The sequence below is a fragment of the Sphingomonas sp. CFBP 13706 genome (genome assembly GCF_014842355.1).
In the GTDB taxonomy this organism is placed as follows: Bacteria; Pseudomonadota; Alphaproteobacteria; order Sphingomonadales; family Sphingomonadaceae; genus Sphingomonas; species Sphingomonas aerolata.
In genome coordinates this window covers 67,746-83,354 of record NZ_JACYVM010000015.1, presented here as the reverse complement: position 1 = coordinate 83,354, position 15,609 = coordinate 67,746, and the positions used below count along the sequence as shown (strand labels likewise).

Genomic DNA, 15,609 nt, shown 5'->3' with positions numbered 1-15,609 from the left:
GCGACGGCGTCATCCGCTACCTGGACAACCGCACCAGCCTGCAGGTCGACTGGACGCCAAGCGACGCGGTCACCGTCAGCAACCAGGCCTATCGCCTCACGTCGCAACGCTCGTGGCTCAACCTCGAAAGCTATTGCTGGATCGCCGCAGACGGGATCTGCTCCAACGGCAGCGCCAACACCGGTACGCCCGGCCGCATACTGAGGACGGACATGACCGGGATCGTCCACGACCAGACGCAGTGGGGCGATCAGGGCAGCGTGACGTTCAAGACGGGCATCGCCGATGGCGTCAGCAACGACCTTGTCGTGGGCTTCGACGTCAACCTCATCAAACTAACCTATTTGCACAATTTCGGGTCTGATCCCCAGGTCTCCGAGGTCGATCCCTTCGCGTTCGATCCCAGTCTGATCGTCGACACCCAGGGGATCGCACCGCGCTATCGGACGCGGACCACCGAATATGCGGTCTTTGCCGAGGACCGGCTGAAGCTCGGCACGCACGTCTCGATCGTCGGTGGCGTGCGCTACGAGCGCGACAAGATCCGCCGCTGGTCGATCAACTTTCCGGACGGCGCTGGCATCGAGACATTCGTGCTCGACAAGCGGCTGCACAACGTGACCTGGCGGATCGGGAGTGTCTATCAACCGATCCCGACAGTGTCGCTCTATGCGCAATATGCCACCGGCGTGGATCCTCTGGGGACGCTGACCACCTATTCGACCGGGCAGGTGCAGTTCAGCAACGCGGTGGGCGACCAGCTCGAGATCGGCGCCAAGGCGGTCTTCCTCGACGGTCGCGGCACCGCCACCCTCGCCGCCTACCGGATCGTCAAGAAACGCCTGCTGGCGCAACTGACCCCGACGAGCCCGGTCGAGCAGGTGGGACAGCGATCGGCCAGGGGTATCGAAGCCGCAGTGTCACTCGATCTGCCTTACGGTGTCGGGATCGATGCAAACGGCAGCGTGCTCGACGCGACGTTCGACGACTTCATCTCAGGCGGCTCGAGCTTCAACGGCAATACCCCGCCGGACGTGCCCGAGACGCTCGCCAATTTCTGGCTGCGCTGGAACGCCACGCACGCGGTTCAGGCACGCGCCGGATTGCGCTATGTTGGACGTCGCTATTCGAACAATGCCAACAGCTTCCGCGTCCCCAGCTACACCACGGTCGATGCCACGCTTTCTTATGCGGTGACGCCACGCCTCGCCGTCGATATCCACGGCTACAACCTGTTTGACCGCGCCTACGCGCTAAGCACGTACAACAATCAGCAGTGGGTCCTTGGCCGTCCCCGCTCGGTTGACGTTTCACTTCGTGCCAGCTTTTAACGCCCTCAGGCGGCCGGGGCTTGGCAAGACTGCCCGGCGCTGGCTGTACCTCATTCATCGCTGGATCGGCATCGCCAGCTGCCTGTTCTTCGCCATGTGGTTTCTGTCCGGGCTGGTGATGCTCTACGTGCCCTATCCCTCCCTCTCGCCAGCCGAGAAGCTGGTTGGGAGCGAGGCGATCGACTGGGCAGCAGTGAACGTGCCGCCCCCGCTAGACGGCGGACGGCTACCGCAGGAGCTGTTGCTCGAGATGCGCGACGACGCGCCTGTTTGGCGCGTGACCGGGTGGGATGGAACGCACACCACTTCCGCGGCCAGTCGCGGTACTGTCCTGCGACCGGTCGATGCTCTTTACGCCGGTCGGGTCGCTGGCCGCTTTGGCAACGTACCGACGAAGCACGTAGAACGGCTGACCCGGGATCAGTGGACGGTTGCTGGCGGCTTCGATCGACACCGTCCAATTTGGAAAGTTGCGCTTGCCAACGCGTCCGGCACGGAGGCCTATGTGTCGTCGAATACGGGCGCCGTGGTTCAAGTGACCACCCGTCGCGAGCGGTTCTGGAACTGGCTCGGTTCGGTGCCGCACTGGCTCTATCCGACGGTTCTGCGACGGGATCAAACGATCTGGCGTCAGGTCGTGCTGTGGGCGTCTGGTCCCTGCATCGCCGCGGCGGTTGCGGGGATGTGGATCGGCATCCTGCGGACCCGCATTGGCGCACGGCGCTTCAAAGGCGGGCGAATGACGCCCTACGACGGCTGGATGCTGTGGCATCATGTCGCGGGGCTGGTGGGTGGTATCTTCCTGATCGCCTGGATCTTCAGCGGATGGCTGTCGGTCGATCCCGGCCATCTGTTTCGCGGGACGAAGCCAGACGATGCGGCTGTGCGGATCTATCAGGCATCTGATCCGATGCCGGACCTAGCACTCGACCGGCTCCGCATAGCAGGCGAGGGTGCGGTTGTAGCGGCGTTGACTGATTATGCGCGAACCCCGCTCATCGTGCTGTCCTATCGCAACGGGCGGCGAGCAGTGTTGAATGCGGCAACACTCGCGCCATCCCAAACTACAGAGGTGGCCATCGTGAGGGCCGCACGTCATCTGGAGGGCCCCGCGCCGCTACTCTCAGTCGATCTCCTGACGATGCCCGATGCATACTGGTATGCGGTCGGCATGCTACCGCGTCTGCCAGTGTTGCGGCTGCGTTTTGCCGATCCGGCACAGACTTGGTTCTATATCGATCCCGCTACCGGGGAAGTTCTCCGGACGGTCGATGAACGACAGAGGGCGTACCGCTGGGTATTCGACCTCCTTCACAAATGGGATCTGAACACGCTGACATTGCACCGGCCAGCCTGGGATGGACTGATCTGGATGTTCTCGATCGCCGGTGTGGTGACATCAATAAGCGGTATCTGGCTTGGGTGGAAAAGACTTATCCGATGACTGGGCGGACCCATATGCCGACATTCAAGGTGTCCTACCGCCTTCTCAACTTCAGACACTCATTCATCTTCACGCTGCGCTGAGCTTGACACATTCGACCTACACCTCGTCCAGTCGCTTACCTTAATCGGACCGTTGGCGTCACGGTGGTCGGCTAATTGGGCATGCCATTGCGCACCGGGCAGCAAACCCGCCTGCCTCAGCCTCCTAGAACTGGCGCAGCGCGCGCGCGGGTTCGGCCCGTGCGACGCGCCATGCCTGGCTGGCAACCGTCGCCGCCGCGATGACAAGCGCCAGCACGCTGGCACCGACGAAATAGTAGGGTGAAAGGTCGATACGGTCGTCGAACGCGCTCAGCCAATGCGACATCGCGAACCACGCGATCGGCCACCCGATCACGTTCGCCAGGAGGACCGGCTTGAGGAACTGGACCAGCAGCAGCCGCATCACGTCGCTGGTCGAAGCTCCCAGCACCTTGCGGATACCGATCTCCTTGACCCGCCGCATGGTATCGAACGCTGCCAGACCGTAGAGCCCGAGGCATCCGATCGCTACCGCTAGCACCGCACCGGCTGTAAACAACCGCGACCGCTGCACGTCCTGGCGGTAATAGGAGTCGTACAGTTTCTGGTCGACCGTCGTGGCTGCTGGTGGAACCGCCGGCGCGATGCGGCGCCACGTCGTTTCCAGCCGCCCCAGGACGGTTGCGGCATCGGCCGAGGTACGGATCACCACGATGGCGCGATAGCCACCGCCAGGCCGATAGCTATAGGCGAACGCCTCGACTGGCTCGCGCGGCGTCCCGAAGCGCATATCGGCGATCACACCGACGATCCTCACCGTGCCGCCGTCGAGCGAAACGATCTCGCCGATCGCTTCGCCGGCTCGTGCGAACCCCAAGCGTCGAGCAGCAGTACGATTAAGCATGATGTTCGCCACTCTTCCCGCCAGGGACCCGCTTCCGGCGCCGCCATTGCCGATGTCCAGCGCGAAACGATCCGGATCGAAGGCTCGACCTGCCAGCAGCCGGGCTCGGTAGGTGTCGAAGAAATGCTCGCCGACCGTAGCCTGGACGATCATAGGCGGCTCGCCTGTCGCGCCGGGGCGTTTCATTTTGGCGATCGCGAACGTACCGCCGCCGGGCACGACGCCGCTCGTCGTGATGCCTGCAACCCCGCGGGTCTTGCCCATCGCATCGACCAACCGGGCACGTTGCCCCGGATCGAGCGCGGGATCGCCATAACCGCTCATCATGATCAGGCCGTCGCGCCCGAAGCCGATATCCGCCTGCTGGACATGCCGGGTCTGGGCGAACAGCACCGCCGTCCCGATCATCAGCGCGACGGCGATGCCGAACTGGGTGACCACCAGTGTCTTGCGCAGTCGTGCGCCCGCGCGATCACCGCCGGGAGTCCGGGCCGCGGCAAGCACGCCCGCGGGCAGGAACCGGGATATCACGAAGGCCGGGTAGAACCCTGCGAACAGCGTCACCAGCCCGGTCATCGCCACTATCGGCGGCAGGATAGACCCCGACCCCCAATAGGCACCCTCCCAATAAACAATGGACAGATCGGTGCCGCCGATCGCGTTGACGAACGGCAGTGCAATCTCGGCAAGCGCCAGCCCGATCAACGCCGCTATCGTCACGGCGGTGAGTGCCTCGCCGAGCAATTGCCCGATCAGCATCCGCCGGGTCGCACCCACGACCTTGCGCATCGCGAGTTCCCGCGCCCTGAGGCCTGCGCGCGCGGTCGCGAGATTGACGTAATTGACCACCGCCAGCAACAGCGCGACGATCCCCACCCCGCCCAGCACGGCAACGACCGTGCCGACCCCGTCGCCGGCAAGATGGCGCCCGGAGAGCGGCACGATGCCTTCCTTCAAGAATTGACGCGCTTCGGGATTGAAACCGGGATCGGGATGGCGCCGCATGAATGCACCGATCCGATCCGCCGTCGCAGCGTCAGGGAGAGCCAGAAACGTCACGACACCATTGCTGTTGGATCGGGAATCGTCGCCGAGTTCGGCCGGGATCGCCGCGAACAGGACACTGGCGTACGTCTGGTTCTTCGGCAGGTCGGCGATCACCGCTCCGACCCGGTAGGTACGCGCCTTCCCGTCAATCGCGACCGTCAGCGTCCGCCCGAGAGCGCTTGTCCTGCCGAAATACCCCTTCGCGACGCTTTGGGTGACGACAATACCATCCGGGCGAGCGATCGTGCTCGCGGTATCGCCCTCGACGACGGGAAACGGAAAGATCCGAAAGTAATCGCGGTCGACCAAGGCCAGTTTGTGCGTGGTGCTTGCATTCCCGGTTAGCACCGTCGCGGTATCGTAGGGCGTCATCCGCGCCGCGACGAGATCGGGGAACGCAGCCGCCAATTGACCGGAAAGTGTAGGCGAAGACGGGATCTGCACCTCGGGGTTGCCGGGAAACTGGATCGTGCGCTCGATCGTCCAGACCCGCTCCCATCCCGGCAGCACGCGGTCGTAGTTGGTCTCGAACCGGACGAACAACATCAGTACCAGGAACACCGCGATTCCGAGCGCGAGCCCGCCGATGTTGAGGATGGCGTAGAGCCGATGCCGGGTGAGCGAACGGTACAACGTTAGGAAGGCTGAGGACATCGATCGGCCCCTATTCGTGGCGCAGCGCGCGGGCGGGTTCGGCACGGGCGACACGCCACGCTTGGCCGAAGACGGTGCCGCTCGCGATCAGCACCGCGGCAAGCGAGGCGCCGACGAAGAACAGCGGCGACAGCGCGATCCGGTCGTCAAACCCGCCTAGCCAGCGCTGCATCGCGACATAGGCGAGCGGCCACGCGACAAGGTTGGCGAGGATCACGGGTCGAAGGAACTGCCCGATCAACAGCCGCAGCACCTCGGCGGTCGAGGCGCCGAGCGTCTTGCGGATACCGATCTCCTTGACGCGCCGTGCGGTGTCGAACGCCGCTAGGCCGTACAGCCCGATGCAACCGATCAGGACCGCCAGCACCGCGCCGATCGTGAACAGCCGCGATCGCTGCGCATCGGCCTTGTAATAGCGCTGGTACAGATTGTCCTCGACCGAGCGCGCCTCGAACGGCACGCCGGGAACGACGCGCTTCCACGCCGCCTCGAGTGCCGCCATCATCGCCTTCGCATCGCGACCGGCATAACGGACCGCCGCAAACGGCGAGAGGATGTCGACGGTGTTGTAGGTATAGGCGACCGGCGTGACGGCATCGCGCGGGCTCCTGAAGCGCAGGTCATCGACCACGCCGATGATCGTCGAGTCCTGTTCGCCGTCGTTGATCGCCTGCCCCAGCGCCGCGGTCGATGACGCGAAGCCCAGAGCGGTCACCGCCGTCCGGTTGATCACAACGTTGGGCCCTGCCCGCTTGCGTTCGGCCATCGTTAACAGGCCGCGGTCGTCGGCATGCGCGGCATCGAACAGGCGACCCGCGATGAGGCGCGCGCCGTACACGCTGAAATAGTCGCGACCCGTGCCGACATCCATCAACGATATCTTGGCGCCGGACACCCCAGCCCGGCTGTATCCCGAAAAATTGGTCGTGCTCTGGTCGCCCGGGGCATTGTTGGCGACAGTGACGCCGACGACGCCGGGGACCGCCGCGAGGCTGCGCAGGATCGCCGCGCGCTGCGGGGAGTCGATCCCGCCGGTCATCAGCGAGCGGACGATCATCAAGCCGTCACGGCGAAAACCGAGATCGGCGTCACGGATATGCTCGGTCTGTTTGAGCATGACCCCGGTGGCGATGGCGAATGCGATCGCGATCGCAAACTGCACGACCACCAGCGCACTCCGCAGCCTCGTGCCGCTACGCCCACCGCCAGGCGCGCGCGTCGAGGCGAGCACCGCCGCCGGGCGAAACCCCGACAGTACGAACGCGGGATACAGCCCCGCGACCAGTGCTATGCCCAGGACCAGCAGGACTAGCGGCAGGACGACGCCGTCCCAACCGACATAGCGGATCGCCAGCGACGTTCCGCCAAGCGCATTGACGAACGGCAGCGCGATCTCGGCGAGCGCGAGCCCGATCAACGCTGCCACAGCGACGGTCGCCAGCGCCTCGCCCAGGAATTGCCGGATGAGCGACCGCCGCGTGCCGCCCAGCACCTTGCGCATCGCCACTTCGCGCGCGCGCAGCCCGGCACGGGCGGTGGCCAGATTGACGTAGTTCACGATCGCGATCAGCAGCGTCAGCAGCCCGACCGCGCCCAAGGTCGTGACGATCGCGCGATCGCCCGGACTATACAGATGCATCGCAGTCAGCGGCCGTAGCGACTGGAAATACTCGCCTTTCTTGAAGTTGCCACCCGCATAAGCGTGGCGATCGAGAAACGCGGGCAATTGCGCCTCGAACGCGCGCGCGGCGGCATCGCTGGGGAAACGCAGGAACGTGGTCAGCGACGCGCTGCCCCAGTGCTCCCACCATTCGTTGCCGAAGCGCGTGCGCGACAGTTGCGCGAACATCTCGCTCTTGAAGGTGACGTCGTCGGGCATGTCGCGCAGCACCGCCCCGACCTTGTAGGGATAGGTCGTCCCGTCGATCGACAGTTGCAGCGTCCGGCCGATTGCCGACTGGCTCCCGAAATATTTACGCGCGGTCTTCTGCGTGACCACCAGGCCGTTCGGATCGGCAAGCGTTGCTGTCGGATCGCCCTCGACCGCGGGAAAGCGCATGAGATCGAAGAAGTTAGGGTCGACTGTGCCCAGGTCCGCGGCGGTCGCCTGCCCGCCCTGCTGCACGGTCGCGGCCATGTTCATGTAGCGCATACCGACCAGCTGCGGGTAATCCGCCTGCAGGATCTTGAGCTCGCTGCCCATCGTGTTCGGATTGGTGTCTGCCGGATAGCCCGGCATCACATAGCGCTCCTCCATCACCCACAACTGGTCTTGTTGCGGCAATACGCGGTCGTACCCGGTCTCGAACCGCACGAAGAGGAACAGGACGAGGAACGTCGCGATCCCGAGCGCGAGACCGCCGATGTTGAGGAGCGCGAACAACCGGTGATGCGCGAGCGAGCGATAGAGACTGGTTAGCGCGGACATGGCGATTCCTTCAGGCGTCGCTGACTGGCGTGGGGCCGGGCTTGGTCGCGGCAAGATGGCGGACGAGGACCACCACGAGCAGCAGCAACACGATCATCTGGAGCGAGCGGCGCATCAAGCGGCGCGCCGCGCCGAGGAGAGGATACGCCCGTCGAGCATGTGCACCGTCCGCTTGGCGATATCGGCGTGCGACGGGCTGTGTGTGACCATCACGATCGTCGCGCCCTCCGCATTGAGCTGGCTGAGGATGTCCATCACCTGCGCGCCGTTCTCGGTATCCAGGTTGCCGGTCGGCTCGTCCGCGAGGACCAGCCGCGGTTCGCCGACGATGGCGCGGGCGATCGCCGCGCGCTGTTGCTGGCCGCCCGATAATTGGTGCGGGTGATGACGCTGGCGGTGGGCGATGCTGACACGGTCCATCGCCGCCACCACGCGCTCCTTCTTCTCGCGCGCGGGCATCGTCCGATAGGCCAGCCCCAGCAAGACGTTCTCGGCGATCGTCAGCTCGTCGATCAGGTTGAAGCTCTGGAACACGAAGCCCAGCCGGTCGCGGCGCAGCTTGGCGAGCTCGGCTTCGGGCGCATGCGCGATGTCGGCGCCCTCGAACAGGTACCGCCCGTCGGTCGGCCGGTCGATCGTGCCGATGATGTTGAGCAAGGTCGATTTGCCGCACCCCGACGGCCCCATGATCGCGACGAATTCCCCCGCCTCGACCGCGAGGTCGATGCCGCCGAGCGCGGTCGTCTCGATCTCGTCCGAGGCATAGGTGCGGCTGAGGTCCTGCAGGTGGATCATATCGAATCCTATCTGATGAGAAGGGTCTGGAAGGGGGTGTAGGTGCCGAGCGCGGTGGTCACGATCCGCTCGCCGGGTGCCAAACCGGAGACGATTTCGACCTGGTCGGGATTGCGCCGGCCGGCGACGATCGCCCGCCGGACGGCCTTCTTGTCGCCGTCGAGCACGAACGCGGTGGTGCCGCCCGCATCGAGCCAGCCGCCCGACAGTGCGACCACCGCCGGACGGTCCGCGCCAAGCACGAGCCGCACGTCGAGTGTCTGGCCACGGTTCAGCCCCGTGGGTGGGCGGCCGCGAAAGCCAAGTTCGACGCGAAACCGGCCTTCGGTGACCTGCGGTAGGATTTTTATGACCGACATCGCATAGCTCCGACCGTCGATATCGGCCGACGCGCCGAGCCCGACGCGGACGCGCCCGAGATAGAATTGGTCGACATCGGCAGTCAGCTTCCACTGTCCCTCGGAATCGATCTGCCCGACCGGGTCGCCGCTCTTGAGCGTCTGCCCGGGCTGCAACGTGAAGGCAGTAAGACGTCCCGCAACCGGCGCGCGCAGCACCAAGGCGGAGAGACTCGCCCGAACCATCGCCAGGCTTTCGCGCAACTGCCGCGCGGTCGCGGCGATGCCGGAGGACTGATCCGCCAGCGTAGCGCCGGCTTCGGCGGTCCCTCGATCAAGCGCAGCAACCCGCGCCTGCTGATACCCGACATCCTCGCGCACCGGATCGATCGCGGCGCGCGTGATGATCCCCCGGTCGAACAGCACCTGCTTCTGCGCGAGCAACGTCCGCGCCTTTGACAGCGCGTTGCGTGCCTCGGCCAGATCGCGCGCGCCGTCCTGCCGGGTGTTCTGGACCGACAGCCGCTGGCCGCTGATCGCGCTCAACTGCCCGGCGATCTCCGCCGAGCGGCTGGCCACGTCGAGTTCGAGCGACGGATTGGACAAACGTGCGAGCGGTGTGCCGGCGGCGACCATCGCGCCATCGCTGGTTGCAAGGTCGGCGACCTGCCCGCCGGAGATCGCGGTCACGAACACGGTCCGCAACGGCGCCACCTCGGCGCGGAGCGGCACGAAATCGCGGAACGGCGCGCGCACCACATCGCCGGTACGGATCGCGGCGGCATCGACGGTCAGCGCATTAGCGCCGGGCATCAGCAGCCATAGCAGCACCGCCGCAGCCACCACCGCGATCGCAAGCGCACTGCGCATGATCCGCTTGCGCTGCTTTGCGTGCGGCCGCTCGATACGCCGGTCCATCGCGGCGCCCGTTCCAGGCAAGGTCGTCTCCGTCATGCAGAGAGTGTACGGGACGGAGCGACCAGATCCTAAACTACTGCCAAAGCTGCATAATTCCGTGCTCCGCAGCTGAAGCGCTCACCCTACTGTACCAACTGTCCGTTTCCGGACACTATGACGGCCATGTCAACCGAATCGCACATCCTGGTCATCGACGACGATCCCGACATCGCCAAGGCAGCGCGGCTGTTGCTCGAACGGCACGGCATGCGCGTGTCGACCGCAGCGAACCCGGAGGCGGCCTGGGTGCTGCTCGCCGGCGAACCAATCGACGTCATCCTGCTCGATCTCAACTTCGCGCGGGGACGGACAACCGGCGAGGAGGGGTTCGCGATGCTCGACCGGCTGATCGCAGCGGACGCGCGCGCCGTCGTCATCGTCGTCACCGGGCATAGCGGGATCGCGGTCGCCGTCCGGGCGATGCGCAGCGGCGCGACCGACTTCGTGATTAAGCCCTGGAACAACGAGCGCCTGCTGACCACGGTAGAGCGCGGGCTGGCGCTGCGCCGCGCGAAGCTGGAGACAGCGGCGACACCGCCCGTCCATGACGGCATCCTGCTCGGCGAAAGCGCCGAGATTACGCGCGCGCGCGACTTGGTCGCTCGCGTCGCGCCGACCGCGGCCCCGATCCTGATCCACGGCGCTGCGGGCACCGGCAAGACGCTGGTCGCCCGACTGGTTCATCAGGCCTCGTCCCACGCCGCCCTGCCGCTCATCACGTTGGACGCCGAGGCCGCGGACGCCGCCGTCATCGCCCAGCAAATGGCGGCGGCCGCTGGCGGGTTGTTGGTCATCGACCATATCAACCGCCTGCCTCGTGCGCTCAACGGCGTTCTCCTCTCAGCGCTCGACGGCATCCGCGTCATCGCGACCACGCGACTGGATCGCACCGGCGTTCGGGGGGCGATCGGCGAAGATTTGCTCGACCGGGTCGGAACGATCGAAATCGCCCTCCCGCCGCTCGTCGATCGCGCGGGCGATGCGGCGCTGCTCGCACGCCATTTCCTCGCGCTGTTCGCCTACCGCCACGGCAAGCCCCTCAGACCACTCGATGCGGACGCTGTGCAGGCGATCGCGGCGGATCGCTGGCCCGACAACGTCCGCGGTCTGCGCCAGACGATGGAACGCGCGGTTCTGCTCGGCAATGGCGAGACTTACGCGATCGGCGACCTGCTGCGTCCACCCGGTAGCGCCGAGGCGCAATCGCTCACCCCCGATCTGTCGCTCGCGCGTAACGAGGAAACGCTGATCACCGCAGCACTCGAGCGCCACGCCTTCAACGTCAGCCGCGCCGCCGCACAGCTCGGACTGACCCGCGCGGCGCTCTATCGCCGAATGGCACGCTATGGCCTCTGACCGGACGCGCGCGGTCGTACGCGCGCTGGTAATAGCTGCGGCCGGTGCCGGTGGTGCGGTTGCGGCCACACGCGGTCTGTACGCCACCGCGCTCCTCGCGGCGATGATCGCGATCTGGATCGCCGTACTCGACCTGGTCGATGCTGGTCAGCGCTCGCCGATACCGGCGCCACCAATCCCGACCCCGTCTGCTGGAGAAGAGGAACGGCGCCGTCTGAACGCCTATCTTGACTTGTCGCCTGCGCCCTTGGTCGCACTCGAAGACGGCCGGTTGCGCGCCGTCAACCGTGCCGCGCGGCGATTGCTCGGCGCAGGCGATCTGGTCGTCGATCCGCCTGAGCAGCTCGTTTCCGCGCTCGCCGACACCCGCCCCGGCCGCACCGCCGCGATCGAGATCGGGTATGACACCGACATCCGGAGCTTCGCGCTGGCCACCGGCGACCTCGCGCTGGCAGGGCGAATGACGCGGATCGGCGCGCTGATCGACATCGACGCCGAACTGAAGGCCGCCGAGGCCGCGGCGTTGCGCGAGCTCGTCCAGGTCTTGAGCCACGAGATCGTCAACGCCCTCACCCCGATCGCCTCGCTAGCCGAGACCGCGGTGGCGATGCTCGACGATCCGGACCCGATGCTGCCCAAGGTACGTGACGCGGTCGAGACCGTCGCACGCCGCGCCGCCAGCCTGCACCGGTTCGGCGAAAGCTACCGTGGGTTGGCGAAGCTGCCCGCCCCTTCGATAGAGCGTATTCCTCTGGCCGGGTTCGTCAGCGATCTGGCGGCATTGTTTACGACGAGATGGCCGGGAATCGCGTTTACGACCGACCTTCTGGATGCACCGGCCCATCTGCTGGCCGACCCGGATCAACTGACCGCGGCGCTTTGGGCGGTGTTGCAGAACGCAGCCGAGGCGTTGCACGGCTCTTCCGACGCGCGGGTCACGCTCGCCATCTCTGCCCTCGTCGGCCAAACGCAGTTTACGATGACGGACACCGGCCCCGGTATTCCAACCGCAAACCAGGTTGACATCTTCCGCCCCTTCTTCACCACCAAGACCGAGGGCACGGGCGTGGGTCTGGCGCTCGCCCGGCAAATCTTCCGGGGGCACGACGGCGATCTCAGCCTCGCAGTTTCTCTCCCCGGTAAAACGCGGTTCGACGGCGTCGTCCCTTCCGGTCCGACCAGCTTAACAGGCGTCAGCAAATACTAATGCGTTGACACATCAATAAAACCGGAAGGACCTAGAAGCAGACGTCCCCGCCCCCTTCTCAGCTTCCCAACTTCGGCCGCTCGTTCATCTTCGCGTTACGACCGCTTTTGGCGCCTGCCCTGCGAACTCGAAAGTCGCGACTGGGCAATAGTTTAGGAAGCAGGCTGTCCAAGTTCGAGTTTTGTGCCCAATGAGCCGCGGACGGGTTTTGCGGGGGGCTCAGGCGCGGGATTAGCGGCGACGCTACGTCGAACCGTAGGCGCCAATCCGGATTCCTCATTCCACAGAACCAGGATTGTAGCGATCGGTGCGGCGGTGAGGATCAGCAGGAAAAGGCCCATCAGCCATTCGTTGGTCTCTAGCGGCTGCGAGAAGCTACCGCTGGGCTGCATCGACGGACTAGGTCCCATCGGGCGCCTGCCGGCTTTCCTGGGGTAAAACGGGCGGTCCGCGGTCGCTCGGTGGGCAGACAGCCTGATCTGCGACCGATCATAGGCGGCGCGTGCTTCCTTCTTTCCCAAAACGGAATACGCCTCGTTGATCTCTTTCGCACGAGCAGAAACATCCACACCATGATTGGCGTCGGGGTGATATTGACGGAGCAGCGCTTTCCACGCGCTGTGGATAGCTTCGCGACTTGCCGTCGAGGGCACCCCAAGAACAGAATAATAGTCGGGTGAGAGAGCCATCTAGCTGTTACTTGCGGCTAAAACGCGAAAAAGAAAAGTCCGCCTGGCGCGTGATCTTAACCTGGCCTTCTCGGTGATCCAAAGGGTGGGTTTAGGCGCCAATAGTCAGATGTCTACCATTCCCATCCGCAACTTCGTGCTTTCGGCGACACCACGCCGCCCCCCGGCGCTGACCCATAGTCGGTCATTCGCGGCTGTCGCGCGCTACTTGAAAACGGCCGCACGTTCATTCGAGCGATCAGCGACGGCGACCTGCACCGACCGACCGCCTACCCCAAATACTGCGCTCCCCGCGGGAACCTTCATCCGCCCAGTCCGAGCTCGAAGCCTGCGCCTGCGTCGCGCAGCCGGTTGACCAGTACCAGCGAGGCTTGATGCGCTGCCAGCGCCTGTTCGCGCGTGCAGGGCTCCTCGCCGTAGCGGATCTTCGGCGTGCACTGGATGTCGGCGATGAGCTGGGCATGGTCGAAGACGACGCCGAGCCCGGCAAGTTGATCGCACAGCGGCTTCAGTTCGTGCACGAACTTGAAGCGAGCGCCCCTCAGCAGGATCGCAGCCTTCAGAACCTTCTCGGCTGACTGCAACGATGCCCATTTCGAGGCACCGAAGTGGTCGCTTCGGTCCATCAGGTTCGAAACCGCGACCTTTACGTCGCTGCGTGCGATGGCCATCAACTCGCTCTGCGTGCTCTCGAGCGTGTAGCAGGCAGGCAGGCCAATCTCGAACGCGGACCAAATCGCCAGCAGCGCCTCGTCGGATAGGGTCTTTGCCATCGCCGGCGTCATGTCGTCCACAAGCTGCACGACATTGCAGGTTGCAGGACCACGGCCGATCGGCACCTTGGGAAGCCATTCTCGGACAACGATGAAGTTGACGCTGCCGAAGAAGCGAGGGATCCGCAGGGTGTAGAGGTCGCCCTCCAACAGCAGGACGATCCTTCCGGCAGACATGTCGATCTTGATCCGGTCGCCGTAGGTGTCGTCGTACCACTTGCGTATCGCCGCCGCGAGCGGTCGGTGGCGTTCGAGCTCCGGCGGCATCTTGATGGCCCCATCGCCGAGCGGAATCGGAAGGTCTCCGTAACGGATGCTGACCTCGCCGACGGCGGAGATGGGTCGGCTTGGAATCTCCACCCCCTCCGCCTTAAGCTTCGCATCGATCTCGCGCATCATTGCCTCGAAGGCCGGTCCTTCCGTCGGAACGTCTGTCATGAGCCGGCCTATAGCAGGCTCTTGGACGTGGGCATCGATACATTCTAAAGCCTCGGCGAGCGCCCATGACGAGCCTGGCTGGAGCTCTGGTTCAGATGTTACCATCGTTCCCAAAGCGGACGTTGACGGCGCCGAGCAAGTGAAACCCACTTTCGGCTGCACAGAGACCGCCAGGCGCCGCCCGAAACCGACAGCTCGTTCAGCATCATCGACGGCTAATCAACCACATTTTTAAACCGGCAGTTTACTGCGCATGCGCATCCTCGATTGACCGATCTGGGCCGATGGAGATGATCGATGGGTCACTCGTCAATGGACCCCGCCTTTCACGAACTTCGGCCTTGGAACGAAGGCCGGCTGATTGGTGCGAAGCGGGCGCTGAAACAGCAACAGGTCTGGGCCATTCGCTTCTGGCTCGACCAGCAGAGGAGACTGCGCGACCGAGCGCTGTTCGACTTCGCCATCGACAGCAAGCTCCGTGGCTGTGACGTGGTCAGGGTGCGGATTGGCGATGTAGTTTCCGGCGGGCGCGTCCGGGACCGCGCCGTCGTGGTTCAGCAGAAAACCAAACGACCGGTTCAGTTCGAGATAATGGACACGGCGCGAAAGACGATGCGAGCATGGTTGGAGCGACGTGGGGGGACACTGAACGACTTCGTTTTCCCGAGCCGCAACGACTACATGGACCACATGAGCACGCGGCAATATGCCCGCCTCGTGCGCGAATGGGTGGTCGGCATCGGCCTACCGGCGCAGGATTATGGGACGCACTCGCTACGGCGCACGAAAGCGTCGATCATCTACAAGGCGACTGGCAACCTCCGCGCCGTTCAGATCCTTCTCGGCCATGCCAAGATCGACAGCACGGTGCGCTACTTGGGCGTTGACGTGGAGGACGCTTTGGAATTGGCCGAACGCACCGAGGTCTGAGCGGACCCACAAGTGGACATTAAAGGGCCCTTCCCCGCCTCCCACTTTCGGCCATTCGTTCATTTGGTTGGACGGCAGTTTGTCGGTCCGGCCTTCTCGAACCTCCATTCCCAACCGGCAATACTGCCTTGCTGTAGTGTTGGAAGTTTCTGGTGATCGCATCAGCACGAACGCAGTCTTCCACCTGGCGAGATCAGGCAATCGGTGCACGGTGTGCCGGGAATACGCAGCGAGGGACAGGCTCGAAAGTCAACGTAAGGTTCACTTTCGATGCCCCCCCGCGAAGCCGGTTCCC

Annotated in this window: 11 protein-coding genes; 5 read left to right on the top strand and 6 right to left on the bottom strand. The window is 64.8% G+C overall.

Annotated features, from left to right (window positions below; translation table 11 throughout):
* A partial coding sequence (locus IFS44_RS18670; RefSeq protein WP_192099602.1) for a TonB-dependent receptor occupies positions 1 to 1,331 on the top strand: 1,331 nt, incomplete at its 5' end.
* On the top strand, positions 1,303 to 2,775 hold the full coding sequence (locus IFS44_RS18665; RefSeq protein WP_244650431.1) for a PepSY domain-containing protein: 1,473 nt from the start codon (positions 1,303 to 1,305) through the stop codon (positions 2,773 to 2,775). The genes IFS44_RS18670 and IFS44_RS18665, both read left to right, overlap by 29 nt.
* A 207-nt stretch (positions 2,776 to 2,982) precedes the next feature.
* Here IFS44_RS18665 and IFS44_RS18660 read toward each other — a convergent pair whose 3' ends face one another.
* The 4 genes from IFS44_RS18660 to IFS44_RS18645 all read right to left on the bottom strand — a co-directional run bounded on the left by IFS44_RS18660 (position 2,983) and on the right by IFS44_RS18645 (position 9,918).
* Complete coding sequence (locus tag IFS44_RS18660; RefSeq protein ID WP_192099601.1) at positions 2,983 to 5,403, bottom strand: ABC transporter permease; 2,421 nt, start codon at positions 5,401 to 5,403, stop codon at positions 2,983 to 2,985.
* A gap of 10 nt (positions 5,404 to 5,413) precedes the next feature.
* The gene (locus IFS44_RS18655; RefSeq protein ID WP_192099600.1) at positions 5,414 to 7,831 is read right to left on the bottom strand and encodes an ABC transporter permease; all 2,418 of its coding nucleotides are present in this window, start codon (positions 7,829 to 7,831) and stop codon (positions 5,414 to 5,416) included.
* A gap of 114 nt (positions 7,832 to 7,945) precedes the next feature.
* Positions 7,946 to 8,626 (bottom strand): ABC transporter ATP-binding protein, encoded by a 681-nt coding sequence (locus IFS44_RS18650; protein ID WP_192099599.1) that lies wholly within the window; start codon positions 8,624 to 8,626, stop codon positions 7,946 to 7,948.
* 8 nt (positions 8,627 to 8,634) lie between these two features.
* Positions 8,635 to 9,918, bottom strand: a complete 1,284-nt coding sequence (locus IFS44_RS18645) for an efflux RND transporter periplasmic adaptor subunit (RefSeq protein ID WP_244650430.1) — start codon at positions 9,916 to 9,918, stop codon at positions 8,635 to 8,637.
* A gap of 126 nt (positions 9,919 to 10,044) precedes the next feature.
* Between IFS44_RS18645 and IFS44_RS18640 the strand changes: the two genes are divergently transcribed.
* Both IFS44_RS18640 and IFS44_RS18635 read left to right on the top strand, forming a co-directional pair.
* On the top strand, positions 10,045 to 11,277 hold the full coding sequence (locus IFS44_RS18640; RefSeq protein ID WP_192099598.1) for a sigma-54-dependent transcriptional regulator: 1,233 nt from the start codon (positions 10,045 to 10,047) through the stop codon (positions 11,275 to 11,277).
* The gene (locus IFS44_RS18635; RefSeq protein ID WP_192099597.1) at positions 11,267 to 12,484 is read left to right on the top strand and encodes a sensor histidine kinase; all 1,218 of its coding nucleotides are present in this window, start codon (positions 11,267 to 11,269) and stop codon (positions 12,482 to 12,484) included. The genes IFS44_RS18640 and IFS44_RS18635 overlap by 11 nt, the downstream gene beginning before the upstream one ends.
* Positions 12,485 to 12,636: 152 nt before the next feature.
* On the opposite strand, the gene IFS44_RS18630 is transcribed toward IFS44_RS18635, so the two are convergent.
* Both IFS44_RS18630 and IFS44_RS18625 read right to left on the bottom strand, forming a co-directional pair.
* Positions 12,637 to 13,173 carry a J domain-containing protein gene (locus IFS44_RS18630; RefSeq protein ID WP_192099596.1) on the bottom strand — a complete coding sequence of 179 codons (537 nt, stop codon included), beginning with the start codon at positions 13,171 to 13,173 and terminating at the stop codon, positions 12,637 to 12,639.
* A 302-nt stretch (positions 13,174 to 13,475) separates the two neighbouring features.
* The gene (locus tag IFS44_RS18625; RefSeq protein ID WP_206757865.1) at positions 13,476 to 14,384 is read right to left on the bottom strand and encodes a hypothetical protein; all 909 of its coding nucleotides are present in this window, start codon (positions 14,382 to 14,384) and stop codon (positions 13,476 to 13,478) included.
* 312 nt (positions 14,385 to 14,696) lie between these two features.
* Here IFS44_RS18625 and IFS44_RS18620 point away from each other — a divergent pair, with 312 nt between their 5' ends.
* Complete coding sequence (locus IFS44_RS18620) at positions 14,697 to 15,314, top strand: tyrosine-type recombinase/integrase (RefSeq protein ID WP_093401111.1); 618 nt, start codon at positions 14,697 to 14,699, stop codon at positions 15,312 to 15,314.
* Positions 15,315 to 15,609 lie beyond the last annotated feature (295 nt).

Bases quoted from the DNA above. Each gene is read 5' to 3' on its own strand.
- IFS44_RS18650 (WP_192099599.1), bottom strand. From the start codon at position 8,626: ATGATCCACCTGCAGGACCTCAGCCGCACCTATGCCTCGGACGAGATC.
- IFS44_RS18660 (WP_192099601.1), bottom strand. From the start codon at position 5,403: ATGTCCTCAGCCTTCCTAACGTTGTACCGTTCGCTCACCCGGCATCGG.
- IFS44_RS18620 (WP_093401111.1), top strand. From the start codon at position 14,697: ATGGACCCCGCCTTTCACGAACTTCGGCCTTGGAACGAAGGCCGGCTG.
- IFS44_RS18635 (WP_192099597.1), top strand. From the start codon at position 11,267: ATGGCCTCTGACCGGACGCGCGCGGTCGTACGCGCGCTGGTAATAGCT.
- IFS44_RS18655 (WP_192099600.1), bottom strand. From the start codon at position 7,831: ATGTCCGCGCTAACCAGTCTCTATCGCTCGCTCGCGCATCACCGGTTG.
- IFS44_RS18640 (WP_192099598.1), top strand. From the start codon at position 10,045: ATGTCAACCGAATCGCACATCCTGGTCATCGACGACGATCCCGACATC.
- IFS44_RS18625 (WP_206757865.1), bottom strand. From the start codon at position 14,384: ATGACAGACGTTCCGACGGAAGGACCGGCCTTCGAGGCAATGATGCGC.
- IFS44_RS18645 (WP_244650430.1), bottom strand. From the start codon at position 9,918: ATGACGGAGACGACCTTGCCTGGAACGGGCGCCGCGATGGACCGGCGT.
- IFS44_RS18630 (WP_192099596.1), bottom strand. From the start codon at position 13,173: ATGGCTCTCTCACCCGACTATTATTCTGTTCTTGGGGTGCCCTCGACG.